Source organism: Pseudomonas peli (assembly GCF_900099645.1).
GTDB classification, from domain to species: domain Bacteria; phylum Pseudomonadota; class Gammaproteobacteria; order Pseudomonadales; family Pseudomonadaceae; genus Aquipseudomonas; species Aquipseudomonas peli.
Map to the genome: position 1 here is coordinate 1,442,396 of NZ_FMTL01000001.1, position 26,262 is coordinate 1,468,657.

Below are 26,262 nucleotides of genomic sequence, written 5' to 3' on the forward strand. Positions count from 1 at the left end.
AAAAGTCTTAGCGTTGGCAGCGCGGACAATACACGCTGGCGCGCTGGCCCAGCTTGACTTCACGTAACGTGCTACCACAGGTCTTGCAAAACTCACCGCCACGCCCGTACACAAACAGTTCCTGCTGAAAATAACCGGGCTGCCCATCACCACCGACAAAATCCCGTAGCGTGGTACCACCGCGCTCGATGGCATACGCGAGGATGCGTTTGATCTCATCCGCCAGTTTCAGATAGCGCGCCCGCGACACTGAGCCTGCTTCACGGCGCGGGTCGATACCGGCAGCAAACAGTGCTTCGCTGGCGTAGATATTGCCAACGCCCACCACCACCGCGTTATCCATGATGAAAGGTTTGACGGCCATGGCACGACCACGGGACAACTGAAACAATCGCTCGCCATCGAACAGATCGGTCAACGGTTCAGGTCCCAGCTTGCTGAGCAGCACATGGCGAAGCGGATCACTGCTCCACAGCAGCGCACCAAAGCGCCGCGGATCGGTGTAGCGCAAGGCCAAACCGGACTCCAGCTCGATATCCACATGCTCATGCTTGGCCGCCGGCAGGCCCACCTCGACCAGACGCAGGCTGCCGGACATGCCCAGGTGGCTGATCAAACTCCCGGTTTCAGCCTTGATCAGCAGGTACTTAGCACGCCGCTCGACACACTCGATGCGTTGCCCGGACAGCTGGATATCCAAATCTTCGGGAATCGGCCAGCGCAAGCGCCGCTCGCGCACGATGACACGACTGACGCGCTGCCCCTCAAGGTAGGGGGCGATGCCACGGCGGGTGGTTTCTACTTCTGGAAGTTCGGGCATGGCAGGTCGTCAGGTGAGCCGAAAAACGGGCGCTCACCTTAGCAGGAATGGGTAAAAGCGACGAGTCAGGCAGCCCGGGCTAACTTGCGCCCATGTCACGGATGCTCTCGCGCAGGTTCTCGAAGTCATACTCCGACAACCCGACATATTCCAGCACCAGCTGTTCGATGCTCTGCCATTCAAAGTCATCGGGTTGGTTACCCAAGACGCGATAGCTCGAGCAAATGTGCTCGGCCATTTTAAGAATCGCCAACAGGGTTTTCAGCTGCGCATCCCGACTGGAGTCTTCTGTGAAAATTGCCAGCGCATTATGGTGACTGGCGATGGCTTCGCACAGGTGCAACGGCAGGTTCCATGACTTGGCAGTGAAATAACCGACCACAGCATGGTTAGTGTTGAGCAGACGGTTCTCGGTATCCACCACACGACGCTCATCGGTGGCACTGGCGTAGGCTTCTTCAAGTACGGTCATGTAATTGGGAAAGCGCTTGATCATCAGCGGGATGCCACAATTGTGGAACAAGCCGAGGGTGTAGGCCTCATCGGGGGAGTGATAGCCGATGCGCTTGGCCAGCGTCAGGCAGGTCATGGCCACATCCTGAGCGGTGTCCCAGAACCGGTTGAGGGTGACGATGGCCTCATCCGTCAGCTCTCCACGGATCGACTGAGCGTTGATCAGGTTGATCACCGTGTTGCAACCCAGCAGGTTGACCGCCTGCTGGATCGAGGCAATGCGATTGGTCAGGCCGAAGAACGGTGAATTCACCAGTTTCAGTAGCGCACCGGACAGCCCCGGGTCGTGGCTGATCAATTTGGCGATCGTCCGCAGATCCGGGTTCGGCATCACCTGCTCCATCTGCAAGTCCACCATGATCTGCGGCTGCGGTGGCACGCTGATGCCCTGCAGCACCTGCTGGATATATTCGGCGGAGAGCTCTTGAGACATGACGGGCACAACCGGTATGAGAGGTAGTAGACAGTCTAGCTAAACCCACAACACTTCCACAGACGACTTTTGTAACCGACCTAAGGCGGCGCAACCCGCTATAATTCCGCTCTTTTTTCGGAGTTCCCAGCATGTCCATGCCCAGCCTGCGCCTGAAAGCCAACGCCGATCGACGCCTGCGCGCCGGCCATTTGTGGGTGTACAGCAACGAAATTGACGTTGCCGCCACACCGTTGAGCGGTTTTGCCGCTGGCGATCAAGCCGTGCTCGAAGCCGCAGGGGGTAAGCCGCTGGGTATTGTCGCAATGAGCCCGAACAACCTCATCTGCGCGCGCCTGCTCTCGCGTGATGTCAAGCACGTGTTGGACAAATCCCTGCTGGTGCATCGCCTGAACGTCGCCCTGTCGCTGCGTGAGCGGCTGTTCGATAAACCCTGCTACCGCCTGGTGTATGGCGACTCCGATCTGCTGCCGGGCCTGGTGGTCGACCGTTTCTTTGACATTCTGGTGGTGCAACTGGCTTCCGCCACCATGGAACGCCACAAGGACGACGTGCTCGCCGCCCTGATCCAGGTGTGCAAACCCAGCGGCATCCTGCTCAAGAACGACTCCGCTGCCCGCGATGCAGAAGGCCTCGCGCGTTATGTGGAAACCCCGTTCGGCGTGGTGCCGGAATGGGTTGCCCTGGAAGAGAACGGTGTGAAGTTTGAAGCGCCAGTGATCGAAGGGCAAAAGACCGGCTGGTTCTACGACCACCGCATGAACCGCGCGCGCCTGGCGCCTTACGTCAAAGGCAAGCGCGTACTCGACCTGTTCAGCTATATCGGCGGCTGGGGCGTGCAGGCTGCGGCCTTCGGTGCTAGCGACGTGATGTGCGTGGACGCCTCCGGTTTCGCCCTCGACGGCGTGGAGCGCAACGCTGCACTGAATGGTTTGACCGACCAGGTCGCCTGCGTCGAAGGCGATGTGTTTGAAGCGCTGAAACAGCTCAAGGCCTCGGAAGAGCGCTTCGATGTGATCGTCGCCGACCCACCCGCCTTTATCAAACGCAAGAAAGACCAGAAGAACGGTGAAGGCGCGTATCGCCGCCTTAATGAACAGGCGATGCGCCTGCTCAACAAGGACGGCATCCTGATCAGCGCCAGCTGCTCCATGCACCTGGAAGAAGACAACCTGCAGAACATTCTGCTGACCAGCGCGCGCCATCTGGACCGCAATATCCAGCTGCTCGAACGCGGCGCCCAGGGCCCAGACCACCCGGTGCACCCAGCCATCGCCGAGACCCGTTACATCAAGAGTCTGACGGTGCGTCTGCTGCCAAACAGCTGATCCAGCAGCCTCACACAACTTGACCCATACTGGACACGCTTGGGCCAAGGGGGTGAGCGTGAGCGATTGCACACAGGACGAGGCACTGTTCAGCAAGGTCTTCGAATCAGCGCCACTGGGCATGGCGCTGATCGACTCGAACGGACGACTGCAGCACATCAATACGGCACTGGCGCAGCTGCTTCAGTGTTCGCCGCAGGCGCTGCTGGGGATGACCCTGGAAGACCTGCTGCACCCGCAAGACCGCGGCGTTTGTCGCTATGCCCGCGAGCAGGCGAGGCGTAAGCAAGCGGATACGCCCTGCGGAGAGGTCCGCCTCCAGCGCGGCGAGGACGATTATCTGTGGTCCCGGCTCAGCCTCTGCCCCGTGTCGACCGGCGACAGCCCTATCAGCCATTACCTGATTCGCGTGGAGCTACCCCGCACCACCCAGGAACGCGCCGAACAGATCTACCTGCTCAGCTTTGCCCTGGACTACATCACGGACGGCGTGCTGTTACTGGATGATCAGCTCTGCATCCGTTACATCAACGAGGCCGCCAGCCGCCTGCTCGGTCAAGCCAGGCAGTACTTGCTGGGCCAGGCCATTGGCCAGGCATTGGCCAGGCATTGGCCCCGCTCGCCCGGCACAGTGACGAGGAGCTGCACGATGTCATCGACAGGCGGCACGCGCTCTCTCTGGACCTGGTCCATCCGGTCGACAACAGCCATCACCACGTCTCGGTCCAGTTCAACCGGTTTCTCTATGACCGACGAGACTACAGCCTGGCGCTTATTCACGATGTCACTGACCAGCAACGCATGGCGGCAACCTTGCGTCAGAGCGAGCGCCAGTTCCGTGTGCTGATTGAAAATACCCACGATGCGATTGGCCGGCTCACCCCAGATTTTCGCTTGATCTATGCCAACCCGGCGCTGGAAGCGCTCTGCCAGCTGCCGTTGGTCGAGGCCCGTGGCCGTCCGGCACGGGAGGCCTTCGGCGACAACTCGCAGGTCGACATCTTCGCTGACATGGTGCGCGAGGTGGCCAACAGCGCCACCTCGATCGAGCAGGAACTGATCCACGGCATCGACGGTCCGCCCGACCAGCAACATCATTACCTCGTGCAACTGGTCCCGGAACTCAACCCCGACGGCGAGGTGAATAGCGTGCTGTCGATGGCCCGCGACATCACCAGCATCCGCAAGACCGAGCGGCGCCTCTCGGAAAGTAACCAGCAATTGCGTGAGCTGACCAGCCGCCGCGAATCAGCCCGCGAGGAAGAGCGCAAGCTGATCGCCCAGGAAATCCATGACGAGCTGGGCCAGCACCTCACCGCCCTGCGCATGGGCATCTCAATGCTGCGCTTGCAGTTCGGCGAGCAGGCTCCTGGCCTGAACGATAAAGTGCTGCACCTGATGGGCCTGTGTGATCGCACCATTCAGGTGGTCCGCTCCATCGCCACCAGCCTGCGCCCCGCCGCGCTTAATATGGGATTGTACCCGGCGCTGGAGTGGCTGATTGGCGAGTTCCGCCAGCACAGCCAAATCCACTGCGATTTCACCACCCATACCGGCGAGCCACGGCTTAGCGATGAACAGGCGACGAAAGCCTTCCGCGTGGTCCAGGAAGCCCTCAACAACATTGCCCGGCATTCCGGCGCCAGCCGCGCCCAGGTCAGCCTTGAGCAACTCGATGACGTCTATCGGCTGGACATCACCGATAACGGGCGCGGATTCGATACCGACCTGGTCAATAAACGCTCGTTAGGCCTGGCGGGCATGCGCGAACGAGGGATCAGCCTGGGCGGCGAAGTCGTGATTTTCAGCCACCCGGGACAGGGCACCACCGTGCAAGCCACCTTTCCCGCTACGCCGCCCGAGGAGGCACCGTGATCCGTATTCTCATCGCTGACGACCACGCCATCATGCGGGGCGGGCTCAAACAACTGATCGAATTCGATCGACACCTGCAAGTCGTGGCGGAGGCGGAGAACGGCAGCCAGGTGCTCGAGCGGCTGCGCGACACAGCGGTCGACCTGCTGCTGCTGGACATGAGCATGCCTGGCCTGAGCGGCGAAGACCTGATCGCCCGCATACGCACCCATCACGCCAAGCTGCCTATTCTGCTGCTGAGCATGCACAACGAACCGCAGATCGCCCAGCGCGCACTCAAGGCCGGCGCGGCTGGCTACCTGACCAAGGATCACAACCCGGAAACCCTGCTCGCGGTGATCCACCGCACGGCGGCCGGCGGACGCTACCTGGACCCACGCATCGCCGAACAACTCGCCTTTGCCGGCACTGCAACCGGCGAGAGCACCCTCAAGGACCTCTCGGACCGCGAATACCAGATCCTGCGTATGCTCGCCCAAGGCCTGAGCGTCAACCAGATCGCCGAACACCTGGTGATCAGCAACAAGACCGTCAGCACCCACAAGGCCCGCCTGATGGAAAAAATGGGCTTCAGCTGCAACGCCGAAATCATCAAGTACGCCATGGCCCAGGGCCTGACCGAGTAGGGAAAACCTTACAAAAAAGCAGGATGTCCCGACGCCATCATCGGAATCCTCCGATAGTTCAGCCCGCCGCCTGACTCCATTCTGACACCAGCCCCGCAGCCCGGCATGCGCGGCCCTGGTGTCCAATGGAGCGCACACGTGACCAATCCGACCTCTTCAGCCCTTTGGCTTCCAACGGCCATCTCGAGCCTCAGTTGCTTCGTGTTGCTCGGGCTCGCCGCACAGGTCCCCTCCACGTATTGGCTGGCCAGCGCACTGCTGCCGGGCGCACTGGTTTACCTGTGTCAGCGCCATGCCGCCGGCATCCAGGCCACCGCGCTGCTGCAGGCGCAGCAGCAGGGCGTCGAGCACGGTCAGGCTGAAGAGGCCGCACGCCACGTCGCAGGCCTGCCGGAACTCTGCCGCACCATTACCCCCATCTGGTCGCAGCAGATCGACGCCGCCCGTCAGCACACCCAGACCGCCATCGACGCCCTCAGCGAGCGTTTCACCCACCTGGCGCAGCGCATCAGCGCGGCAGTGGGCACCGGCGCGCAACACGACAATGACACCCTGCTCAACCTGCTGGCCAGCAGTGAGCGCGAGTTGGAGGACATCGTCAGCCAGCTACGCCAGGCGCTTAACAGCAAAGAAACGCTGCTCGCCGAGGTGGTCAGCCTCAACAGCCACACCGCTCAGCTCAGGGCCATGGCCAAGGACGTCGGCGACGTCGCCAAGCAAACCAACCTGCTCGCACTGAACGCCGCCATCGAAGCCGCGCGGGCCGGCGAAGCTGGGCGCGGTTTTGCCGTGGTCGCCGACGAAGTGCGCAAGCTCTCCACGCTGTCGGAAGAAACCGGCCGACGCATCGGCGAGACCATAGAAACCGTCAGCTCCGCCATTGAACGCACCCTGCACGTCTCCAACGAGCATGCCAGCCGCGATGCCAACACCCTGGGCAACGCCAGTGAAGTGATCCGCCAGGTCATTGAAGACTTCCGTAACGGGGTCACTCGCCTGGTCGCGCATGGCAACGCGCTGCACACCCAGAACCAGGCAGTGGGTGACGAGATTTCCGAAGTCCTAGTGGCGCTGCAGTTCCAGGACCGGGTCAGCCAGATGCTTGGCCACATGCGTGATGACATCGAGAAGCTGGGCCTGCGCTTGGGCGAAACCACCCAGCACATCGACGCACGCGACTGGCTGGATGACCTGTCCCACACCTACACCACCCCCGAACAGCACGCCATCCACCATGGCCGTAGCACCCCCGCCGCCAGCAGCGCTGCCGACATCACTTTTTTCTGAGGACAAACCATGGCCAAGACCATTCTCATCGTCGACGACTCCGCCTCCATCCGCCAGGTCGTCGGCATGACCCTAAAAGGTGCCGGGTACGACGTCATCGAAGGTGTCGACGGCAAAGACGCGCTGACCAAGCTCGACGGGCGCAAGGTTCACCTGATCATCAGCGACGTGAACATGCCGAACATGGACGGCATCACCTTCCTGAAAAACGTCAAGCAACTGCCCAACTACAAATTCACCCCCGTGATCATGCTGACCACTGAAGCGGGGGACGGCAAAAAAGGCGAAGGCCAAGCCGCTGGCGCCAAGGCCTGGGTCGTCAAACCCTTCCAGCCGGCACAAATGCTGACGGCTGTTTCCAAACTGATTCTGCCTTAGGCCAGGAGCGACGCCATGTCTGCTACTTCGCTCGCCGACGACACCCGTCACCTGGCACTCGACGGCCCCCTGAGCATCTACACCGCCGCCGACACCAAGCCGCAACTGACCGCCGCCCTGCAGGGTGCAATTGCCCTGCAGATCGACCTGAGCCAGGTTGAAGAATTTGACTGCGCCGGGCTGCAGCTGCTGCTGGCGACCCAGGCGCACGCGCAGCGGATGGACATCTGCCTGCGCTTTATCGGTGCCAGCGCACCCATTGTCGAGCTGCTGCACCTGAGCGGCCTGGCCGGGCAACTGCCCATAGAGGAGGCCTGCGCATGAACCTCGACAGCGTGATCGGCACCTTCATCGCCGAAAGCCAAGAGTTGCTGCAGCAGATGGAAGACGCCTTGCTGCAGATTGAGCACGCGCCCGATGACGCTGAGCGGATCAATGCGATCTTTCGCGCCGCACACACCATCAAAGGCTCGGCAGGTCTGTTCGGCTTCGACTCCATCGTAGCCTTCACCCACGTCGCCGAAAGCGTGCTCGACCGGGTACGCGCCGGCGATGTGCGCTTCAATGGCGACCTCATCGCGCTGATGCTCAACGTGGGCGACCACCTCGCCGGGCTGATCAGCCAGCTCGCCAGCGGCCATGACCTGAGCGACCTGCCAGAGACCACACGGGCAACCGAAGCGGCGCTGACCGGTGAACTGAGCCACTACCTCGAACCGCAGCCGGCCAACACGACACCTGCCGCAGCGCCCGATACCCCCACACCGGTTGCCGGAGCCGGGCACTGGCACCTGTCGCTGCGCTTCGGTGTCGACACCCTGCGCAACGGCATGGACCCCCTGGCGTTCTTGCGCTACCTCGGCACCCTGGGCAGCATCCTGCATGTGGAACCGGTGCTCGACCACCTGCCGCCCCTGGAGGCGCTCGACCCGGAGAGCTGCTACCTCGGCCTGGAGGTGGCGTTCGAATCCCAGGCCGACCAGAGCGCCATAGAAGGTGCATTTGAATTCGTCCGCGAGGAAGGCAGCATTCGCATACTGCCGCCTCAGGCGCCCTTGTCCGCCTTCCGTGAGCTGATCGCAGAACGCGCCGCCGAAGGCACAGCCCAGGTCGAGCGCCTGGTGCGGTGTGGAAGCCTGGCCGCTGACGCCTTCGAGCAGGCGGCGCAGCACAACGACAGCGCACACGAAACCGCCACCACCCGCGCCGCCGACACCCCAGAACGCGCCGCCAAGGACAACAGCCGCACCAGCAAGGACGCCAACCTGATCCGCGTCGACGCCGACAAGCTCGACCAACTGATCAACCTGGTCGGCGAACTGATCATCGCGGGCGCCAACACCCGCATGCTGGCCCAGCGCAGCAATCTGGCTGATATGTGCGAGTCCGCCGAGACCCTCTCGCGCCTGGTCGAAGAAGTGCGCGACAGCGCCCTGACCCTGCGCATGGTGCAGATCGGCGCCACCTTCAACCGCTTCCAGCGCGTGGTGCGTGATGTCTCCCGCGAGATAGGCAAAGACATCGTCCTGCAGATCAGCGGCGGCGATACCGAGCTGGACAAAACCGTGGTGGAAAAAATTGGTGATCCGCTCACCCACCTGGTGCGCAACGCCATGGATCACGGCATCGAACCGGCCGAAGTACGGCACAGCGCCGGCAAGCCATTGCAGGGCGTCGTGCGCCTGAACGCTTACCACGAGGCCGGCGGCATCGTCATCGAAGTGTCCGATGACGGCGGCGGTCTCAACCCGCAAAAGATTCTCGCCAAAGCGACCCAGCGCGGCCTGGTCAGCGAGGGCCAGCAGTTCGGCGACAAAGACCTGCTCAACCTGATCTTCGAGCCCGGCTTCTCCACCGCCGAGCAGATCAGCAACCTCTCTGGCCGTGGCGTCGGCATGGACGTAGTCAAGCGCAACATCACCGCCCTGCGCGGCACCGTCGAACTCGACAGCGTGCTGGGCCAGGGCACCTGCGTGCGCATCCGCCTGCCCCTGACCCTGGCCATCATTGACGGCCTCTTGATCGGCGTCGGCCAGTCCAGCTATGTGGTGCCGCTGGACATGGTCGAGGAATGCATCGAACTGCCCAGTGCCGAGATCGCCGGGCAGCAGCACCTCGACCTGCGCGGCGAGGTATTGCCCTTCATTCGCCTGCGGCAGTTGTTCGATGACCAGAGCCAGCCGCCACGCCGCGAAAACGTGGTGGTGGTGCGCTATGCCGGCATCCGTGCCGGGCTGGTGGTTGACCAGTTGCTCGGCGAGTTCCAGACCGTGATCAAACCCCTGGGCAAAGTGTTCTGCCAGGTGCCTGCACTGAGCGGCTTCACCATTCTCGGCAGCGGCGCCGTGGCCTTGATCCTCGATATCCCAGGCCTGCTGACGCAGGTCACGCAGCACGCCAATACGCGCATCGCTGGCCAATCCAATGCACTGAGGAGTACCGCGCAATGAACCGCGCCCTTCGCAGCATCGCGCTGCTTGGCTTGGCGTCCCGCCTGGCAGTCATTGCCGATTGCATTTACGGATGCCTGGGTCGGCCATGCGCTGAGGCACTTCAACCCCGTGAACTGTGTATCAGTCGGGCAAACGTTGCTGGCCGTGGGCGCGGATTCACCCGCGTCGGGAGCTGAACCATGCAGAGCCATCTTGAACTGCACGGCCAAACAGAGCCGCAGCGCCAGTACCTGACATTCCGGGTCGACCAGGATCTGTACGGCGTCGCGACCGGCCAGGTGCGTGAAATTCTCGAACTCGACCAGATCACGCTGGTACCGATGATGCCCAGCGTGGTGCGCGGCGTAATCAACCTGCGCGGTGTGATCGTACCGATCATCGATCTGGCAGAACGTTTTGGCCACGGCCACACACGCCTCGGCGTACGCACCTGCATCGTCATCATGGAAATTCACGAAGACGAGGAAACCCACTTGATGGGCGCTCTGGTCGACGCCGTCAACGCCGTCGTGGAAATCGAACCCAGCGCCATTCGCAAGGCGCCGGCGTTCGGCAGCCGCATTCGCGGCGAGTTTATCGAGGACATGGCCCGTATCGGCGAGCACTTCCTCACCCTGCTGTGCATGGAGCAGGTGCTGTCTGTCACCCAGATCGCCGCCATGGCAGGCCAACTCAGCGAAGTCCCCCATTTTTCATCCGATGCGCGCGCGCAGGAGCAAGCAAATGACCATCAGCAAAAAGATGATTCTTCTGGTTCTCTCAGCCGTGCTTGGCATCCTTGTGCTGTCTGGCGTGGGCTATCAGCAGATCAACCAGGTGTTCAACGCCGCCAACCACGGCAACATCAATTCAATCCCCAGCCTCGTTGCCCTGGAGAAAATGGGCGGCGCGGTGAACGTCCAGATCCAACTGGTCTACCAGCACATCCTGACGACCGATGCCGCCGCCATGGCGGAACTCGAGCCGAGGATCACCAGCAATCGCAACGAAATCCAGCAATCGATTGAGGACTACACCAAGGTGTTGTCCGACGATCAGGACAAGCAGTTGCTTGAGGCCGACCGCACAGCCATCGTCACCTTCCTGCAGGGTGCTGACGCAGTCCTGGAGTTTTCACGCAAGAACGAGAACGAGGCCGCTCGCAACGCGCTCATCGCCTTGCAGCAGGGGGCCATCGATCCGCTGCATGAAGCCATTCAGAGACACCTGGACTACAACATCGATGCCGCCAACAAAGGCAGTCAGTCGGCGCAGAGCACCCTTGAGCAAGCCACGCTGATCTCCATCGCCGTGTCGCTGGTCACCCTACTGGTCATCAGCCTGATCGGCACGCTGATCACCCGCAACCTGCTGAGCCAGCTCGGCGGTGAACCGCTCTATGCCGCCGACATGGTGAGCCGCATTGCCGCGGGTGACTTGACCGTCAATGTGGAGACCAAGGCCGGTGACACCACCAGCATGCTGGCGGCGATCAAAGGCATGGTGGACAAGCTCGCGCAGATCATCGGTGAGGTGCGCAGCAACGCCGATTCACTGTCCAGCGCCTCCGAGCAAATTTCCTCTACGGCCCAAAGCATGAGCCAGGGCGCATCGGAACAAGCCGCTTCGGTCGAAGAAACCAGTGCGTCGATGGAGCAGATGTCCGCTTCCATCGCACAGAACACCGAAAACGCCAAGGTCACTGATGGCATGGCCAGCAAGGCAGCGCGCGAGGCTGACGAGGGCGGTCAGGCGGTGAAGGACACCGTGGCGGCGATGAATACCATCGCCGACAAGATCGGCATCGTCGACGACATCGCCTACCAGACCAACCTGCTGGCACTCAATGCGGCCATCGAAGCGGCCCGCGCCGGCGAGCACGGCAAAGGCTTCGCCGTGGTGGCGGCAGAAGTGCGCAAGCTGGCTGAGCGCAGCCAGGTAGCTGCTCAGGAAATCAGCGAAGTGGCCAAGAACAGCGTCTCGCTGGCCGAGCGCGCCGGCAGCCTGCTCGATCAGATGGTGCCGTCGATCGCCAAAACCTCCGATTTGGTGCAGGAAATCTCCGCCGCTTCCGAGGAGCAGAGCGCCGGTGTCGGGCAGATCAACACGGCCATGAACCAACTCAGCGAGATCACCCAGCAATCGGCCTCCGCGTCCGAGGAACTGGCCGCCACCGCCGAAGAGATGAGTGGCCAGGCCGAACAGCTGCAGCAGTTGATGGACTTTTTCAAAATCCACAGCAGCGGTGGCAGCAAACGTGCTGAGCGCAGTGAGGCGGTCAGGCGCACGCGTGACGACAGCGAGGTCAGCAATACCTCGTTCGCCCTGGAGTCTGCGCCTGGCGGTTTCATCCGCTTCCAACACTGACACCCTATTGGCAGCGGGCACCCAAAGGTGCCCCAGGAGCGACGCATGTCCAGCTTCAACCCAGCGACCGCCACGGACACCCGCCAGCAATACCTGACCTTCACCCTTGGCGAGGCGCTCTTTGCTGTCGGCACGCTGAATGTCCGCGAGATCATCGAATATGGGCACCTCACGCCGGTACCGCTGATGCCACCGAGCATCCTCGGCGTGATCAACCTGCGCGGCGGTGTAGTGCCGATCCTGGACCTGCGTCAGCGCTTCGGTCAGGGGGCAACCCAGGTCAGTCGGCGCTCTTGCATCGTCATTCTGGAAGTCCAGCGCAGCGGTATCGACCAGGTCATCGGCATCGTCGTCGAGGCGGTGAATGCCGTGCTGGAGATTCCCGAACAGGACATCGAACCGCCGCCCAGCTTCGGCAGCCAAATCCCCACCGACTTCCTCATCGGCATGGGCAAGCTCGATACACGCCTGGTGGTGCTGCTCGACATTGGCCGCGTGCTGTCGCTCGATGACCTGCAGTTACTGGCCGGTCGCGAACTACCCGAATCGGCCTGAGCCCAGGAGCCTGCAATGAGTGTCACCAACCTGAGCAACCGCGAATTCCAGCAGTTCCGCGACATGATCTACGGGATCGCCGGCATCGCCATGGGTGAGGCCAAACGCCAGCTGATCGCCGGTCGTCTGAGCAAGCGCCTACGCCACTACGAGCTGAACAGTTTCGGCGATTATTTTCAGTTGTTGCTCAAGGACCAGGCCGAGTTGCAGACCGCAGTCGACCTGCTGACCACCAACGAAACCTACTTCTTCCGCGAGCCCAAGCATTTCGACTTTCTCCGCGAGCGCCTGCAAAACGAACTGCGCAGCACAAGCCAACCGCTGCGCGTCTGGAGCGCGGCGTGCTCCAGTGGCGAGGAACCCTACACCCTCGCCTTGCTCCTGGCCGACTGCCTGGGCCCGCGGCCATGGGAGATACTCGCCTCGGACATCAGCACACGCATCCTCGACAAAGCGCGCGCCGGCATCTATCCCATGGAGGATGCCAGTGGCATCCCGCGCGAGCTGCTACATCGCCACTGCCTGCAAGGCACCGGCCAGCATGCCGGCCTGTTCACCCTGGAGCCTGCGCTCAAGCAGCGGATCAGCTTTCGCCAGATCAACCTCAACAATGCCTTGCCTGATGTCGGCCTGTTCGACGTGATCTTCCTGCGCAACGTGATGATCTATTTCGACCAACCCACCAAACGCCAGGTGGTCCAACGCCTGAGTGCGCGGCTGCGGCCGGGGGGGTACTTTTTCGTCAGCCACTCGGAAAGCCTTAACGGCTTCAGCGACGAGCTGCAGGCCCTGCGCCCCTCCATTTACCGCAAGCCTCATGCATAAGCCCGAGGGCGTTATCGAGATATTCCTGCAACCAGGGGATCTCTACTTCGGTGACCGCCACACGCGCATCCGCACGTTATTGGGCTCGTGCGTGTCACTGGTGCTGTGGCATCCCCACGAACGGCTCGGTGGCATGTGCCATTACATACTCCCCAGCCGCAACCGCCAGGGTGAGCAACTGGATGGCCGCTATGCCGACGAAGCGCTGCACCTGCTGCTCAAGGAGGTTAATGCCAGTGGCACCCATATCGAGGACTACCGCATCAGCCTGTTCGGCGGCGGCAACATGTTTGGCGCCCTGACGCCGCGCAACATCGGCGAAACAAACGTCAGCGCAGGCCTGGAACTGCTCGCCGCTCACGGCCTGCGTTGCCACGCTCGGCATGCCGGCGGGCGGGGCTACCGCAACCTGATTTTCGACATATGGAGCGGCCACGTCGCACTGCGCTGCCCCTCTCAACAACAGATCGCTACACGCCGCTATGAGGCGCAACCATCATGAAGAACATCAAGGTGATGATCGTCGACGACTCCGCTGTCGTCCGCCAAGTGTTGAGCGGGAGCCTGTCCGAACACGCAGGTATCGAGGTGATCGGCACGGCTGCCGACCCCCTCTTCGCCCTGGACAAGATGCAACGTAACTGGCCTGACGTGATTGTCCTGGACGTGGAAATGCCGCGCATGGACGGCATCACCTTCCTCAAGAAGCTGATGGCCGAACACCCGACGCCTGTGGTGATCTGCTCGACCCTCACCGAGAAAGGTGCAGCCACCACCATGGAAGCCATGGCAGCAGGCGCGGTGGCCATCGTCACCAAGCCACAAGGTGGCCTGCGCCAGTTCCTGCTGGAGGCCACCGAGGAGCTGGTCAGCGCCATTCGTGCCGCCTCCCAGGCGCGGCTCAAGCGCCTCACGCCCGCATCACCGCCCGTACAGCCAACCCCGAAACTCAACGCCGACGCCATACTTGCTCCGGGCAGTGGCAACGCCATGACCCGCACCACCGAACGCATCATCGCCCTTGGCACCTCCACCGGCGGCACACAGGCCCTCGAGTACGTGCTCACTGCGTTGCCACGCGTCTGCCCGGGTATCGTCATTGTCCAGCACATGCCCGAACGCTTCACCGCAGCGTTCGCCGAGCGCCTCAACGGCCTCTGCCAGATCGAAGTAATAGAAGCCCGCAATGGCGACCGCGTTATACCCGGGCGCGCCCTGATCGCCCCCGGCGGACGCCATATGCTGCTCAAGCGCAGTGGTGCGCAATACCTGGTCGAAGTGGTCGACGGCCCGCCCGTATCCCGTCACAAACCCTCGGTCGACGTGCTGTTTCGCTCCACCGCCCGCGCCGCCGGGGCCAATGCCACCGGCATCATCATGACCGGCATGGGCGACGACGGCGCCCGTGGCCTGCGCGAAATGCACGACGCCGGCGCCCTCACCCTCGGCCAGGACGAAGCCAGTTGCGTGGTCTATGGCATGCCCAGAGAAGCGATGAAGCTCGGCGCGGTCAACCGCGAGATTGCGCTGGAGCAAATCCCCGCCTACATCCTGCGCAGCGACCGCCCCTAACCAGCAGCCTTTCCCCACATACCCTGCCGGGCGTAGAATCAAGCGATTCATCGCCTGGCACCCCCCGGCGGACCCGTGAGCTCCGGCTGCCCGAACGGTGATCCCGTTTCGTCATGCAGCCCCACAACCCTGCGGCGACCTGCCGCCCAACGACGCTCACCGCACACATACCCCGAATTAGTCGCAGGAAACCGCCATGCCTGATTACCGCTCGAAAACATCTACCCACGGCCGCAATATGGCCGGCGCTCGCGCCCTGTGGCGCGCCACCGGGATGAAGGACGAAGACTTCAAGAAGCCGATCATCGCCATCGCCAACTCCTTCACCCAGTTCGTGCCCGGCCACGTGCACCTGAAGGACATGGGCCAGCTGGTCGCCCGCGAGATCGAGAAACACGGCGGCGTGGCCAAAGAATTCAACACCATCGCGGTCGATGACGGCATCGCCATGGGCCACGACGGCATGCTCTATTCGCTGCCGAGCCGCGAGATCATCGCCGACTCCGTGGAGTACATGGTCAACGCCCACTGCGCCGACGCCATCGTCTGCATCAGTAACTGCGACAAGATCACCCCCGGCATGCTGCTGGCATCGCTGCGCCTGAACATCCCAGTGATCTTCGTGTCCGGCGGGCCGATGGAAGCGGGCAAAACCAAGCTGGCCAGCCACGGTCTGGACCTGGTCGACGCCATGGTGATCGCCGCAGACGACACGGCCAGTGACGAAAAAGTCGCCGAATACGAGCGCAGCGCCTGCCCGACCTGCGGCAGCTGCTCCGGCATGTTTACCGCCAACTCGATGAACTGCCTGATGGAAGCCCTGGGCCTGGCCCTGCCGGGCAACGGTTCGACCCTGGCCACCCACAGCGACCGCGAGCAGCTGTTCCTGCAAGCCGGCCGCACCGCCGTCGAGTTGTGCAAACGCTACTACGGTGAAGGCGATGCCTCGGTGCTGCCGCGCAACATCGCCAACTTCAAAGCGTTCGAGAACGCCATGACCCTGGACATCGCCATGGGTGGTTCAACCAATACCATCCTGCATCTGCTGGCCGCCGCCCAGGAAGGCGAAGTCGATTTCGACCTGCGCGATATCGACCGTCTGTCGCGCAAAGTACCGCAGCTGTGCAAAGTCGCGCCGAATATCCAGAAGTACCACATGGAAGACGTGCACCGCGCCGGCGGCATCTTCAGCATCCTCGGTTCGCTGGCCCGTGGCGGCCTGCTGCACACCGACCTGCCGACCGTACACAGCACGTCCATGGCCGAAGCCATCGCCAAATGGGACATCACCCAGACCGACGATGAAGCCGTGCACACCTTTTTCCGTGCAGGCCCGGCCGGCATCCCGACCCAGACCGCGTTTAGCCAGAGCACGCGCTGGGACACTGTGGATGATGACCGTGAAAACGGCTGCATCCGCAGCGTCGAGCATGCGTACTCGCAAGAAGGCGGCCTGGCCGTGCTCTATGGCAACATCGCTGTCGACGGCTGTGTGGTGAAAACCGCTGGTGTGGATGAGTCCATCCACGTCTTCGAAGGCACCGCGAAAATCTTCGAGAGCCAGGACAGCGCCGTGCGCGGCATCCTTGCCGACGAAGTGCAGGCTGGTGACATCGTCATCATCCGCTACGAAGGCCCGAAAGGCGGCCCAGGCATGCAGGAAATGCTCTACCCAACCTCGTACCTGAAATCCAAAGGCCTGGGCAAAGCCTGCGCCCTGCTCACTGACGGCCGCTTCTCCGGTGGTACCTCGGGCCTGTCCATCGGCCACGCCTCGCCGGAAGCCGCAGCAGGTGGTGCCATCGGCCTGGTGCGCGAAGGCGACAAGATCCTGATCAACATCCACGAGCGCAGCATCAACCTGCTGATCAGCGATGAAGAGTTGGCCGCACGCCGCGTGGAACAGGACAAGAAAGGCTGGAAGCCGGTGGAAGTGCGCCCGCGCAAAGTCACCACGGCGCTCAAGGCCTATGCCCTGCTCGCCACCAGCGCCGACAAGGGCGCAGTGCGTGACAAGGCCCTGCTGGACAAACTGGTGCCGTAAACCAACACGCAGCAGACAAAAGCCCGGCCTAGTGCCGGGCTTTTTGTTTTCAGCTCACGCCCATATAGCGCCCGGCGCGATGGTTGATCGCCAGCACCATGTTCAACGCCAGCGCGCCGAGGATCGACAGCGCCACCTTGTCCAGCGGCACAACCATTACCGCGCCCAGCACGATCAGCACATCAATGGCCATCTGCACATTGCCGGCGCGCATGCCGAAACGCTCCTGCAGGTACAGCGCGAGGATATTCACCCCACCCAGGCTGGCGCGGTGACGGAACAGCATCAGCAGCCCCAGGCCCATGGCGAAACCGCCGAACAGCGCGGCATACACCACATTCAGGTGAGTGAAGCCGATCCAGTGCGGGGTTAATTCGGCCAACAGCGAGACCATCCCCACCGCACAGAAGGTGCGCAGGGTGAACGGCCAGCCCATGCGCCAGATGGCCAGGGCGTAGAACGGCAGGTTGATCAGAAAGAACATCAGGCCGAAGGGCCAGCCGAACAGGTACTTCATCAGAAAGGCCAAACCCACGGTGCCACCTGTGAGCAACCCGGCCTGGCTGTACAAGGTGATGCCCAGCGCCACCATGGCGGTGCCCAGCAGCAGCGCCAGGCCATCTTCCCAGAGCGGGTGGCGAATAAAGAGCGCGGCAATACGATCCGGCTCGGCGTGATCGGCATCAGCGTCATGCATGGAGAACAACCTGTAGAGGGCAAACGACAAGAGACAGCGTAGCGGCCAGCAAGGCAGCGCCTGGCATCGATTAACGCGACACAACGACGATGCGCAGCGTGACACGCACGACCAGCGGCCATCCTGGCGAAGATCAATGCTGCACAGAAAAACTCAACCCGAACGGGCTATTTGCGATCCCACACTTCAAACACATAGCCCGGCGTTTCCAGGCCTTCCGGGTGTTCGATGGCGGAAGACAGGTGCCAGTCAGCCTCATCCACGTCAGGGAAGTAGGCATCGCCCTGGGGGCTGATGCCTACGCGGGTCAGGTACAGGCGATCAGCCTGGGCCAGACCCAGCTCATAGAGTTGCGCACCACCGATCAGCATCAGCTCCTCGGCATCCTCTTCGCGTGCCCAGGCTTCGGCCCGCTCAAGCGCGGCGTCGAGGCTGGCGAACACTTCTGCACCTTCCAGCTGCAAGCCAGGCTGACGGCTGACCACCAGATTAAGCCGACCCGGCAAGGGGCGACCGAGCGAGTCCCAGGTCTTGCGACCCATGATGATCGGCTTGCCCAAGGTCAGGGCCTTGAAGTGCTTGAGATCCGCCGGCAAATGCCAGGGCAGTTGGTTATCGCGGCCAATGACGCGGTTTTCCGCGAGGGCGGCGATCATGCAGAGAGGCAGAGAATTTTTCATAGACGCGAGAATACCGTCTGCGTAGCGATCATTGAAGCCTTCCCCTGAACAGACTCGGTACCCTTAACCATCCTGGCGCTTACCCACCACGCGGTTACGCCCCTGCTCCTTGGCCAGGTAGAGCGCGACATCTGCCAGGCGCAAGGCATCACCCAGACTCTGATGCGGCTGCGGGGTCAGGTAGGCCATGCCGATGCTCAGCGTAACCACGCCAGCGGCATCCGAATGAGCATGCGTCAGGCCCAGACCTTCGATGGCGCTGCGAATGTCCTGCAGAATCGCCAGCAGTTGCGCTTCCTCCAGGCCATACCAGACGCCGACAAACTCCTCCCCGCCATAACGCGCCGCGCAATCCAACGGCCGCCGCGCGTGCTCGCCAATCACCCGAGCCACCTGGCGCAACGCATCGTCGCCGGCCGCGTGGCCATAGTGGTCGTTGTAACGTTTGAAGAAGTCCACATCCATCATCACCACGCCCAGGGCCTGCTTATCGCGCTGCGCCTGACGCCAGCTGCGCTCGGCACGCTCACTGAAGGCGCGGCGATTGAGCAGTCCTGTGAGGAAATCCTTCTCGGCCAGGTCCTGCAGCAGCCCATTGGCCAGGAAGTTCTGCCGCGTGGCGTACTCGAGGGAATAGCAGCCCACCGAGCCAATGATGTTGGCCAGCGCCAGGAAAAGGGCGTTGCTCAGCAGCAATTCGCCTGCCAGCCCCAGGCTCAATTCCACCGCCAGATAGGCGAAGAAAGTCAGCCAGCCACACAACACCGCAGTGGTGAAGCGCAACCCGGTGAGGAAATAGAAGAACACCGTGACTAGGATGATGCCCTCATAGGGCAGCGCAAAGTTGTGGTAACGGGCCAGGCCAATGATGCCCGCCACGGCCAGGCCGGAGAGTAACGCCACGATGCCGCCGATCAGCTGCAGATGATCACGCAAACCCGGTCGGTAGGTGGCCAGCCAGGCCAGGAGCAGCATCGGCTGAATGACTGCCAAGCGTAGGGCGAGTATCCGGCCGCGCAGTGGGTCCGGCAGGTTGATCGCATCCAGCAGCACAAACAGCAGCGCCAGCAGCGTCGCCACCAGCAATGACCAGCGCATACGCCGCAGAAACACGTTGGCGTGATAACGCTTGAACGCCTGCTCCAGTTCATCGTCAAAACTCAGCGCACGAAATCCCTGCTGATGCTGACGCAGGTAGGGCGAATCCTGATTGACCCAATCCAGATGCGGTAACTTCACGATGGCACTCGCTTTTATTGTTATGCATTCAGGGGCTGGTGATCGATACATGCAGCCGCCCGCTGACGACAGACTAGCTGGACTGGCCACACTAGTACACGCATGCACCGCGGTGCCATGTACCGGCCGCTGCGGTTATGCTCTGGCTTCCACTCAGCTATGGAACACCGCGTGAGCCCACTCAACATCCCCACGCCCAGCCGACTGCAGCGCCTCTGGCTCAGTGAAACCATTCGCTTGCGTGAGGAGCATGCCGGCCCGCTGGACGACAGCGAAGCCAACCGTCGCGCCCAGGCCAAAGGCGGGGCACTCGCTGAGCGCATCCAGAATCGTGCCTGGTCGCTGTGCGAACGCGACGGCCAGGTATCGGCGCTGCAGCATTGGTTACACGGCGCACGCCTGGCTGGGTTGTTGCTGGTGCTGCTGGCTATCCTCAGCGGCAGCGGCTTGGCGGTGGCAGCGTTGGGCGATGGTTTGCGCCCGGTCAATGTGTTCTGGGCCCTGGGCAGCCTGCTCGGGCTGAACCTGCTTCTGCTGCTGGGCTGGGCGCTGGGTCTGCTGCTAAGCCGCGACAGCACGGGCGCCCTCGGCCATCTGTGGTTATGGCTGAGTGCCAAGCTCGCGCGCGACGCCCAAGCCGCACAACTGGCCCCTGCTCTGCTGTTGATGCTGCAACGCCAACGCCTCAGCCGCTGGGGGCTGGGCGTACTGGTGCAGGGTTTCTGGCTGCTAACCCTGCTTACCGCACTGCTGACCCTGCTGGCCCTGCTGGCCACCCGCCGCTATGGCTTTGTCTGGGAAAGCACCCTGCTTGGCGGCGACAGCTTTATCGCCATGACCCAAGCCATCGGCAGCTTGCCGGCGTTGCTCGGTTTCAGCCTGCCGGATGCCGAACTGATCCGCGCAAGCGGCGACAGTGCCCTGGCCAACGAAAGCGCGCGGCTTAGCTGGGCCGGCTGGCTGGTGGGTGTGCTGGTGGTCTACGGCCTACTGCCGCGCCTGGGCCTGCTGCTGCTCTGCCTGTGGCGCTGGCGCCGCGGTTGTGCGGCGCTGAGCCTGGACCTCAGCTTGCCGGGCTACAGCCTGCTGCGCGAACGCCTACAACCGAGCAGCGAACGCCTGGGCGTATGCGATGAGGCTCCGACGCAGCTGCATCAGCCGCAGGCCGGCAGCCTTACCGAAGGTAGCCAGGGTGCGTTGCTGGTAGCCGTCGAGCTGGACCCGCAACGCAGCTGGCCACCCGCGCTGCCCAAGGGCATCGGCGATGCCGGCGTGATCGACAGCCGCGAACAGCGCAACCAGCTGCTCGACCAGCTCAGTCGTTTCCCACCGGCGCGCCTGCTGATTGCCTGCGACCCGCGCCGCTCGCCGGATCGCGGCAGCCTGGCGCTGCTCGGTGAACTGGCGCGTACGGCCAGCGCTACGCGGATCTGGCTGCTGCCCCCACCGCCCGGTGAAGCGCTCGACAGCGCCCGTTTGGGCGACTGGCACCGCGCCCTGGAGCAATTGCAGCTGAGCTACAGCGACAGTGCGCCGTTCAGCTGGCTGGAGCATGGCCATGACTAAAGCCCTCAAGCTGGCCGTGGTCGGCCATACCAATGTCGGCAAGACCTCGCTGCTGCGCACCCTGACCCGCGATGTCGGCTTTGGTGAGGTGTCCCATCGCCCCAGCACCACTCGCCACGTCGAAGGCGCACGGCTGTCGGTGGACGGCGAGGCGCTGCTGGAGCTGTACGACACCCCCGGTCTGGAAGACGCCATCGCCCTGCTCGATTATCTGGAACGCCTGGATCGCCCCGGTGAACGCCTGGACGGCCCGGCGCGGCTGGCGCGCTTTCTCGACGGCAGCGAGGCGCGCCAGCGTTTCGAGCAGGAAGCCAAGGTACTGCGCCAGCTGCTGGCCTCGGACGCCGGCCTCTATGTGATTGATGCGCGCGAGCCGGTGCTGGCCAAATACCGTGACGAGCTGGCGGTGCTGAGCATGTGCGGTCGGCCCTTGCTGCCAGTGCTGAACTTCGTCAGCAGCAGCCAGCACCGCGAACAGGACTGGCGCGACGCCTTGGCCCGCCTTGGCCTGCATGCCCTGGTGTGCTTCGACAGCGTGGCGCCGCCGCTGGATGGCGAGCGTCGCCTATACGACAGCCTGGCGCTGCTGCAGGAAAAAGCCCGACCGCAACTGCAACGCTTGATCGACGATCACCTGGCGCAACGCCAATTGCGCAAAAGCAGCGCTGCGCGGCTGATCGCCGAACTGCTGCTGGACTGTGCCGCCTGCCGCCGTAGCGTGGCGGCGCAAGCGGTGCTGGAACAAGGCGCCATCCACGAACTGCATCAAACCATTCGCCAACGCGAGCAACGCTGTGTGAAAGCCTTGCTGCGCCTGTATGCCTTCCGCCAGGACGACGCCAAGGCCGGTGACCTGCCCTTGCTCGACGGCCGCTGGGGTGACGACCTGTTCAACCCGGAAACACTCAAGCAGCTCGGCATCAATATCGGCGGCGGCATGGCGGCGGGCGCGGCTACTGGCGTGGGCGTCGATCTGCTGGTCGGCGGGATTACCCTCGGCGCGGCGGCGCTGATCGGTGCCGTGCTCGGCGGCAGCGCGCAAACCCTGCGCGGCTATGGCGCGCGGCTGAAAGGCAAACTCAAGGGCCAACGCGAGCTGACCGTGGACGACGCCGTGCTGCGCCTGCTCGCGCTGCGTCAACAGCTGCTACTGCAAGCACTGGAAGCCCGTGGTCATGCCGCGGTCGAGGCCATCAACCTGAGTACGCCGCAGGACACCAGCTGGCGCGAAGGCAAGCTGCCGGAGGCCCTGCACAAAGCCCGCGCCCACCCGGAATGGTCATCGCTCAACCCCGGCGCGACACTGGAAGAGGGCGAGAGGCAGGAGCAGGTGCAGCAGTTGGCGGCGGAGTTGCTCTAGCTCTGAGACATCGCGGCAATGGCCACGATTAACGATCAGACTGCGACAGGCGCCGGGATATGCGGATGCGCCTGGTAGCCAACCAGCTCGAAGTCCTCGAACTTGAACGCCAGCAGATCCTTCACCTCGGGATTGAGCTTCATCACCGGCAGCGGTAGCGGCTCACGGCTCAGTTGCAGGTCGGTCTGCTCGATATGGTTGGCGTACAGGTGGCAGTCGCCGCCAGTCCAGATGAAGTCACCGGGCTGCAAACCGCAGACTTGGGCGACCATCAGGGTCAGCAGCGCGTAGCTGGCGATATTGAATGGCACACCCAAAAATATATCAGCCGAGCGCTGATACAGCTGGCAGCTCAGCTTGCCGTCGGCCACATAGAACTGGAACAGCGCATGACATGGCGGCAGAGCCATCTGCTCAACCAGGGCCGGGTTCCATGCAGATACGATCAGGCGGCGCGAGTCAGGGTTCTTCTTGATCATCTCGATCAACTTGCTGATCTGGTCGATCGACTCGCCGTTCGGCGCCGGCCAGCTGCGCCACTGGTAGCCGTACACCGGGCCAAGATCGCCGTTCTCGTCGGCCCACTCGTCCCAGATACGCACACCGTTGTCCTTCAGGTACTTGATGTTGGTGTCGCCCTGAAGGAACCACAGCAGCTCGTGGATGATGGATTTCAGGTGGCACTTCTTGGTGGTCACCAGCGGGAAGCCGTCGGCCAGGTTGAAGCGCATCTGATGGGCAAAAATACTGTAGGTGCCAGTGCCAGTACGGTCACTCTTGAAGGTGCCGGTCTCACGCACCAGGCGCATCAGGTCGAGGTACTGTTTCATTGCACGGCCTCCTGCGCCGCCTGGCGCTTGTAGGCATAGGCGATCAGACCCAGGCCACCGAGGATCATCGGCACGCAGAGCACCTGGCCCATGGTCAACCAGCCGCCTGCCAGGTAACCCAGCTGAGCATCCGGCACGCGGACAAACTCAACGATAAAACGGAAGATCCCGTAGCACATGGCAAACATGCCGGACACGGCCATGGTCGGGCGCGGCTTGCGCGAGTAGAACCAGAGAATGGCGAACAGCGCCACACCTTCCAGGGCGAACTGGTACAGCTGCGAGGGGTGGCGCGCCAGTTGCTGCGGGTCGGTGGGGAAGATCATCGCCCACGGCACGTCGGTCGCCTTGCCCCACAGTTCGGCGTTGATGAAGTTGCCGATACGCCCAGCACCCAAGCCAATCGGCACCAGCGGCGCAATAAAGTCCATCAGCTCAAAGAAGCTCTTGTTGTTGCGCTTGCCGAACCACCAGGTGGCCAGCATTACGCCGATCAACCCGCCGTGGAACGACATGCCACCTTCCCAGATGCGCAGCATGCGCACCGGTTCGGCGATATAGGCAGCCAAATCGTAGAACAGCACGTACCCCAGGCGGCCACCGAGGATCACGCCCATGGCGACCCAGAACACCAGATCGGAGAGCTTCTCCTTGTTCCAAGTCGGCGCGAAGGCGTTGACCCGGCGCGAGGCCAGCCACCAAGCGCCGCCGATGCCGATCAGGTACATCAGGCCGTACCAATGGATTTTCAGTGGGCCAAGGGCCAGCGCAACTGGGTCGATCTGCGGGTAAGGCAGCATCAAAAACTCCTTAAACGAGGAAACTCAGGCCCACGCTAAACAGCAGCAGGGCAAACAGACGCTTGAGCAGGCGCGGCGACAACTTGTGCGCCAAGCGTGCGCCGACACGAGCAAAGTACATGCTGGGGATCGCAATGCCGGCCAACGCCGGTAGGTAGACAAAGCCCAGGCTCCACTCTGGCAGCGCGGGTTTATCCCAGCCCAGCCAGATAAAACTCAGGGCGCTGGCTATCGCAATCGGCAAACCGCAGGCCGAAGACGTGGCCACCGCCTGCTGCATCGCAACGCTGCGCCAGGTCAGGAACGGCACGGTCAGCGAACCGCCGCCAATCCCGAAAATCGCCGAGGCCCAGCCAATCACGCCACCGGCCAGGGTCAGCGCCGGCTTGCCTGGGACAGTGCGGCTGGCTTTGGGTTTCAGTTCCAGGGCCATTTGCACGGCAATAATGATCGCAAACACGCCGATGATCTTCTGCAGCAGCGGCCCCTGAATCGCCGCTGCAGTCATTGCGCCCAACCCAGCACCGAGCAGAATACCCAGGGTCATCCAGGCAAATACCGGCCACAGCACGGCGCCTTTACGCTGGTGTTCCAGCACCGAGTTGATCGAGGTGAAGATGATCGTCGCCAACGACGTACCGACCGCCAGGTGGGTCAGGATCATCGGATCAAAGCCCTGCGCAGCAAAACTCAGCACCAGCACCGGCACGATGATAATGCCGCCACCCACCCCGAATAACCCGGCAAGCGTTCCGGCGGCAGCCCCCAGGACCAAATACAGCAGCAGTTCCATCAGCACCCCCGCAAACAATCCGGCATGGTAACGGATGCACAGGGCCGGACTCTACTTTGGGCGATGGATGTCCGTCCTGGCTTTGCGTAAAGTGCCTGCATCGCCTGTGGAATAGACCAGCATGCGCCCGACCCTGTACCTGAAGCTGAGCTGTAACCAGATGCACCTGACGCATCTGCAGAGTGGCCGCGTACTGCACTTGCAAGCGGACCCTGCGTTCAGCAACCCACGCCTGTTGGTGGCAGATTTTGCGGCAGCACAACACCTGCTGCTGGGCGGGATCACGGCCCTGCTGCCCCATCGTTTCCTGCGTCTGAGCCGACCACCGCAACTGCTGATTCAACCGCTGGAACGCCTGGAGGGCGGTTTGTCTCAGGTTGAAGAACGCATTCTGCTGGAGCTTGGCCTCGGCTGCGGCGCGCGCAAGGTGCGCCTGCACCTGGGCCAGGAGCTGGACAATGCCGGCGTGCTGGCGAAATTAGGGAGCTGATCATGTGCCTGATCGTCCTGGCCTGGCGACCGGGCCATGCCCAACCGCTGCTGGTGGCCGCCAACCGTGATGAGTTCTATGCTCGCCCGAGCCAGCCCCTGGCCGAATGGCCCGACAGACCGGGACTGATTGCCGGGCGCGATCTGCAAGCCGGAGGTACCTGGCTGGGTGTCGGTCCGGGCGGACGCTTTGCCGCACTGACCAATATTCGCGCCCCCGGCCAGGCATTAGGCAGCCGCTCTCGTGGCGAGCTACCGGCAGCCTTTCTCAGTGGCGACCGCAGCATCGACACATTTCTACAAGACCTGCACGAGCAGCGGCACCACTACAGCGGCTTTAACCTGCTGCTGGGTGACCCTCAGCAGCTCTGGCACTTCAACTCCCATACCGGGAACGCCACGCCCTTGGCGGAAGGCGTACACGGCCTGTCGAATGCCGACCTGAATACGCCCTGGCCCAAGCTGCAGCGGGCCAAGCAGGCCCTGAGCGATGGCCTGCATGAAGCCACCCCACAAATGTTGCTCAAACTGTTGGCCGACCCCACCGGTGCGGCGGACGCGGAGCTGCCGCAAACCGGTATCGGCCTAACCGGCGAACGCCTGCTTTCCAGCGTGTTTATTACCAGTGCCAGCTACGGCACGCGCGCTAGCACCGCCTTGATTGTGAATGCCGACGGCAGCCGCACGCTCACCGAACGCACGTTCGGCAGCCATGGCAGTTATCTGGGTGAGGTGCTCGTGCCCTGTTGAGGC

The 26,262-nt window shown here is 62.8% G+C and carries 26 protein-coding genes and 1 pseudogene; 19 read left to right on the plus strand and 8 right to left on the minus strand.

All coding sequences use genetic code 11. The features are described from left to right. Window positions 1-7: 7 nt before the first annotated feature. Window positions 8-820, minus strand: a complete 813-nt coding sequence (gene mutM, locus BLO50_RS06885; protein ID WP_090250223.1) for a bifunctional DNA-formamidopyrimidine glycosylase/DNA-(apurinic or apyrimidinic site) lyase — start codon at window positions 818-820, stop codon at window positions 8-10. A gap of 79 nt (window positions 821-899) precedes the next feature. Further along, window positions 900-1,712, minus strand: a complete 813-nt coding sequence (locus BLO50_RS06890) for an HDOD domain-containing protein (protein WP_167144312.1) — start codon at window positions 1,710-1,712, stop codon at window positions 900-902. 185 nt (window positions 1,713-1,897) lie between these two features. Between BLO50_RS06890 and BLO50_RS06895 the strand changes: the two genes are divergently transcribed. The 15 genes and pseudogenes from BLO50_RS06895 to ilvD all read left to right on the plus strand — a co-directional run bounded on the left by BLO50_RS06895 (window position 1,898) and on the right by ilvD (window position 17,055). Beyond that, the gene (locus BLO50_RS06895) at window positions 1,898-3,094 is read left to right on the plus strand and encodes a class I SAM-dependent rRNA methyltransferase (RefSeq protein ID WP_090250228.1); all 1,197 of its coding nucleotides are present in this window, start codon (window positions 1,898-1,900) and stop codon (window positions 3,092-3,094) included. Window positions 3,095-3,152: 58 nt separating this feature from the next. Further along, window positions 3,153-3,941 carry a PAS domain-containing protein gene (locus tag BLO50_RS21990; protein WP_244152845.1) on the plus strand — a complete coding sequence of 263 codons (789 nt, stop codon included), beginning with the start codon at window positions 3,153-3,155 and terminating at the stop codon, window positions 3,939-3,941. Beyond that, a complete protein-coding gene (locus BLO50_RS21995) occupies window positions 3,896-4,969 on the plus strand; it encodes a PAS domain-containing sensor histidine kinase (protein ID WP_244152846.1) in 1,074 nt (357 codons plus the stop codon). The genes BLO50_RS21990 and BLO50_RS21995 overlap by 46 nt, the downstream gene beginning before the upstream one ends. Next, window positions 4,966-5,595, plus strand: a complete 630-nt coding sequence (locus BLO50_RS06905) for a response regulator (RefSeq protein WP_090250231.1) — start codon at window positions 4,966-4,968, stop codon at window positions 5,593-5,595. The genes BLO50_RS21995 and BLO50_RS06905 overlap by 4 nt, the downstream gene beginning before the upstream one ends. A gap of 105 nt (window positions 5,596-5,700) precedes the next feature. Next, a complete protein-coding gene (locus tag BLO50_RS06910) occupies window positions 5,701-6,882 on the plus strand; it encodes a methyl-accepting chemotaxis protein (protein ID WP_090250233.1) in 1,182 nt (393 codons plus the stop codon). 9 nt (window positions 6,883-6,891) lie between these two features. Then, entirely contained in the window at window positions 6,892-7,260 is a 369-nt protein-coding gene (locus BLO50_RS06915) for a response regulator (RefSeq protein ID WP_090250236.1), read from the plus strand. A gap of 15 nt (window positions 7,261-7,275) precedes the next feature. After that, window positions 7,276-7,584: an STAS domain-containing protein gene (locus BLO50_RS06920; protein WP_090250239.1), complete on the plus strand. Its 309-nt coding sequence runs from the start codon at window positions 7,276-7,278 to the stop codon at window positions 7,582-7,584. Continuing rightward, window positions 7,581-9,710, plus strand: coding sequence for a chemotaxis protein CheA (locus BLO50_RS06925; RefSeq protein WP_090250241.1), 2,130 nt, complete (start codon window positions 7,581-7,583; stop codon window positions 9,708-9,710). The genes BLO50_RS06920 and BLO50_RS06925 overlap by 4 nt, the downstream gene beginning before the upstream one ends. 182 nt (window positions 9,711-9,892) lie before the next feature. After that, window positions 9,893-10,342: pseudogene (locus BLO50_RS06930) on the plus strand (chemotaxis protein CheW); the annotation flags it as partial. A 94-nt stretch (window positions 10,343-10,436) separates the two neighbouring features. Beyond that, window positions 10,437-12,059 carry a methyl-accepting chemotaxis protein gene (locus BLO50_RS06935; RefSeq protein ID WP_090250244.1) on the plus strand — a complete coding sequence of 541 codons (1,623 nt, stop codon included), beginning with the start codon at window positions 10,437-10,439 and terminating at the stop codon, window positions 12,057-12,059. A gap of 45 nt (window positions 12,060-12,104) precedes the next feature. Beyond that, complete coding sequence (locus tag BLO50_RS06940) at window positions 12,105-12,614, plus strand: chemotaxis protein CheW (protein WP_090250247.1); 510 nt, start codon at window positions 12,105-12,107, stop codon at window positions 12,612-12,614. A 15-nt stretch (window positions 12,615-12,629) separates the two neighbouring features. Further along, entirely contained in the window at window positions 12,630-13,439 is an 810-nt protein-coding gene (locus tag BLO50_RS06945) for a CheR family methyltransferase (RefSeq protein ID WP_090250250.1), read from the plus strand. Next, window positions 13,432-13,941, plus strand: a complete 510-nt coding sequence (locus tag BLO50_RS06950; RefSeq protein WP_090250252.1) for a chemotaxis protein CheD — start codon at window positions 13,432-13,434, stop codon at window positions 13,939-13,941. The genes BLO50_RS06945 and BLO50_RS06950 overlap by 8 nt, the downstream gene beginning before the upstream one ends. Then, a complete protein-coding gene (locus BLO50_RS06955) occupies window positions 13,938-15,011 on the plus strand; it encodes a protein-glutamate methylesterase/protein-glutamine glutaminase (protein WP_090250255.1) in 1,074 nt (357 codons plus the stop codon). The genes BLO50_RS06950 and BLO50_RS06955 overlap by 4 nt, the downstream gene beginning before the upstream one ends. A 196-nt stretch (window positions 15,012-15,207) precedes the next feature. Beyond that, window positions 15,208-17,055, plus strand: a complete 1,848-nt coding sequence (gene ilvD, locus BLO50_RS06960) for a dihydroxy-acid dehydratase (protein ID WP_090250257.1) — start codon at window positions 15,208-15,210, stop codon at window positions 17,053-17,055. A gap of 49 nt (window positions 17,056-17,104) precedes the next feature. On the opposite strand, the gene BLO50_RS06965 is transcribed toward ilvD, so the two are convergent. The 3 genes from BLO50_RS06965 to BLO50_RS06975 all read right to left on the minus strand — a co-directional run bounded on the left by BLO50_RS06965 (window position 17,105) and on the right by BLO50_RS06975 (window position 19,671). Continuing rightward, window positions 17,105-17,752, minus strand: coding sequence for a YitT family protein (locus tag BLO50_RS06965; RefSeq protein WP_090250259.1), 648 nt, complete (start codon window positions 17,750-17,752; stop codon window positions 17,105-17,107). A 167-nt stretch (window positions 17,753-17,919) separates the two neighbouring features. Continuing rightward, window positions 17,920-18,432, minus strand: coding sequence for a dihydrofolate reductase (locus BLO50_RS06970; protein WP_090250261.1), 513 nt, complete (start codon window positions 18,430-18,432; stop codon window positions 17,920-17,922). Window positions 18,433-18,495: 63 nt separating this feature from the next. Further along, a complete protein-coding gene (locus BLO50_RS06975; protein WP_167354438.1) occupies window positions 18,496-19,671 on the minus strand; it encodes a GGDEF domain-containing protein in 1,176 nt (391 codons plus the stop codon). 159 nt (window positions 19,672-19,830) lie between these two features. Here BLO50_RS06975 and BLO50_RS06980 point away from each other — a divergent pair, with 159 nt between their 5' ends. After that, complete coding sequence (locus tag BLO50_RS06980) at window positions 19,831-21,237, plus strand: DUF2868 domain-containing protein (protein WP_090250266.1); 1,407 nt, start codon at window positions 19,831-19,833, stop codon at window positions 21,235-21,237. Further along, complete coding sequence (locus BLO50_RS06985; protein WP_090250269.1) at window positions 21,230-22,597, plus strand: DUF3482 domain-containing protein; 1,368 nt, start codon at window positions 21,230-21,232, stop codon at window positions 22,595-22,597. Before BLO50_RS06980 ends, BLO50_RS06985 begins: the two co-directional genes overlap by 8 nt. 35 nt (window positions 22,598-22,632) lie before the next feature. On the opposite strand, the gene BLO50_RS06990 is transcribed toward BLO50_RS06985, so the two are convergent. From BLO50_RS06990 to BLO50_RS07000, 3 genes are read right to left on the minus strand one after another with little or no spacing between them, the layout of a single operon-like run. After that, entirely contained in the window at window positions 22,633-23,427 is a 795-nt protein-coding gene (locus BLO50_RS06990; RefSeq protein ID WP_090250272.1) for a thymidylate synthase, read from the minus strand. Next, window positions 23,424-24,227 carry a prolipoprotein diacylglyceryl transferase gene (gene lgt / locus BLO50_RS06995; RefSeq protein WP_090250274.1) on the minus strand — a complete coding sequence of 268 codons (804 nt, stop codon included), beginning with the start codon at window positions 24,225-24,227 and terminating at the stop codon, window positions 23,424-23,426. Before lgt ends, BLO50_RS06990 begins: the two co-directional genes overlap by 4 nt. A 10-nt stretch (window positions 24,228-24,237) precedes the next feature. Next, window positions 24,238-25,020, minus strand: a complete 783-nt coding sequence (locus tag BLO50_RS07000) for a sulfite exporter TauE/SafE family protein (protein ID WP_090251325.1) — start codon at window positions 25,018-25,020, stop codon at window positions 24,238-24,240. Window positions 25,021-25,141: 121 nt separating this feature from the next. On the opposite strand from BLO50_RS07000, the gene BLO50_RS07005 reads away from it, so the two are divergent. Both BLO50_RS07005 and BLO50_RS07010 read left to right on the plus strand, forming a co-directional pair. Next, window positions 25,142-25,510, plus strand: a complete 369-nt coding sequence (locus tag BLO50_RS07005; protein ID WP_090250277.1) for a hypothetical protein — start codon at window positions 25,142-25,144, stop codon at window positions 25,508-25,510. Window positions 25,511-25,512: 2 nt separating this feature from the next. Further along, the gene (locus BLO50_RS07010) at window positions 25,513-26,259 is read left to right on the plus strand and encodes an NRDE family protein (protein WP_090250279.1); all 747 of its coding nucleotides are present in this window, start codon (window positions 25,513-25,515) and stop codon (window positions 26,257-26,259) included. Window positions 26,260-26,262 lie beyond the last annotated feature (3 nt).

Excerpts from the sequence above, each read along its gene's own strand:
- mutM (WP_090250223.1), bottom strand. The coding sequence starts at position 820 with ATGCCCGAACTTCCAGAAGTAGAAACCACCCGCCGTGGCATCGCCCCC.
- BLO50_RS06895 (WP_090250228.1), top strand. The coding sequence starts at position 1,898 with ATGTCCATGCCCAGCCTGCGCCTGAAAGCCAACGCCGATCGACGCCTG.
- BLO50_RS21995 (WP_244152846.1), top strand. The coding sequence starts at position 3,896 with ATGGCGGCAACCTTGCGTCAGAGCGAGCGCCAGTTCCGTGTGCTGATT.
- BLO50_RS06910 (WP_090250233.1), top strand. The coding sequence starts at position 5,701 with ATGCGCGGCCCTGGTGTCCAATGGAGCGCACACGTGACCAATCCGACC.
- BLO50_RS06915 (WP_090250236.1), top strand. The coding sequence starts at position 6,892 with ATGGCCAAGACCATTCTCATCGTCGACGACTCCGCCTCCATCCGCCAG.
- BLO50_RS06920 (WP_090250239.1), top strand. The coding sequence starts at position 7,276 with ATGTCTGCTACTTCGCTCGCCGACGACACCCGTCACCTGGCACTCGAC.
- BLO50_RS06925 (WP_090250241.1), top strand. The coding sequence starts at position 7,581 with ATGAACCTCGACAGCGTGATCGGCACCTTCATCGCCGAAAGCCAAGAG.
- BLO50_RS06935 (WP_090250244.1), top strand. The coding sequence starts at position 10,437 with ATGACCATCAGCAAAAAGATGATTCTTCTGGTTCTCTCAGCCGTGCTT.
- BLO50_RS06940 (WP_090250247.1), top strand. The coding sequence starts at position 12,105 with ATGTCCAGCTTCAACCCAGCGACCGCCACGGACACCCGCCAGCAATAC.
- BLO50_RS06945 (WP_090250250.1), top strand. The coding sequence starts at position 12,630 with ATGAGTGTCACCAACCTGAGCAACCGCGAATTCCAGCAGTTCCGCGAC.
- BLO50_RS06950 (WP_090250252.1), top strand. The coding sequence starts at position 13,432 with ATGCATAAGCCCGAGGGCGTTATCGAGATATTCCTGCAACCAGGGGAT.
- BLO50_RS06955 (WP_090250255.1), top strand. The coding sequence starts at position 13,938 with ATGAAGAACATCAAGGTGATGATCGTCGACGACTCCGCTGTCGTCCGC.
- ilvD (WP_090250257.1), top strand. The coding sequence starts at position 15,208 with ATGCCTGATTACCGCTCGAAAACATCTACCCACGGCCGCAATATGGCC.
- BLO50_RS06965 (WP_090250259.1), bottom strand. The coding sequence starts at position 17,752 with ATGCATGACGCTGATGCCGATCACGCCGAGCCGGATCGTATTGCCGCG.
- BLO50_RS06970 (WP_090250261.1), bottom strand. The coding sequence starts at position 18,432 with ATGAAAAATTCTCTGCCTCTCTGCATGATCGCCGCCCTCGCGGAAAAC.
- BLO50_RS06980 (WP_090250266.1), top strand. The coding sequence starts at position 19,831 with ATGGAACACCGCGTGAGCCCACTCAACATCCCCACGCCCAGCCGACTG.
- BLO50_RS06985 (WP_090250269.1), top strand. The coding sequence starts at position 21,230 with ATGACTAAAGCCCTCAAGCTGGCCGTGGTCGGCCATACCAATGTCGGC.
- BLO50_RS06990 (WP_090250272.1), bottom strand. The coding sequence starts at position 23,427 with ATGAAACAGTACCTCGACCTGATGCGCCTGGTGCGTGAGACCGGCACC.
- lgt (WP_090250274.1), bottom strand. The coding sequence starts at position 24,227 with ATGCTGCCTTACCCGCAGATCGACCCAGTTGCGCTGGCCCTTGGCCCA.
- BLO50_RS07000 (WP_090251325.1), bottom strand. The coding sequence starts at position 25,020 with ATGGAACTGCTGCTGTATTTGGTCCTGGGGGCTGCCGCCGGAACGCTT.
- BLO50_RS07005 (WP_090250277.1), top strand. The coding sequence starts at position 25,142 with ATGCGCCCGACCCTGTACCTGAAGCTGAGCTGTAACCAGATGCACCTG.
- BLO50_RS07010 (WP_090250279.1), top strand. The coding sequence starts at position 25,513 with ATGTGCCTGATCGTCCTGGCCTGGCGACCGGGCCATGCCCAACCGCTG.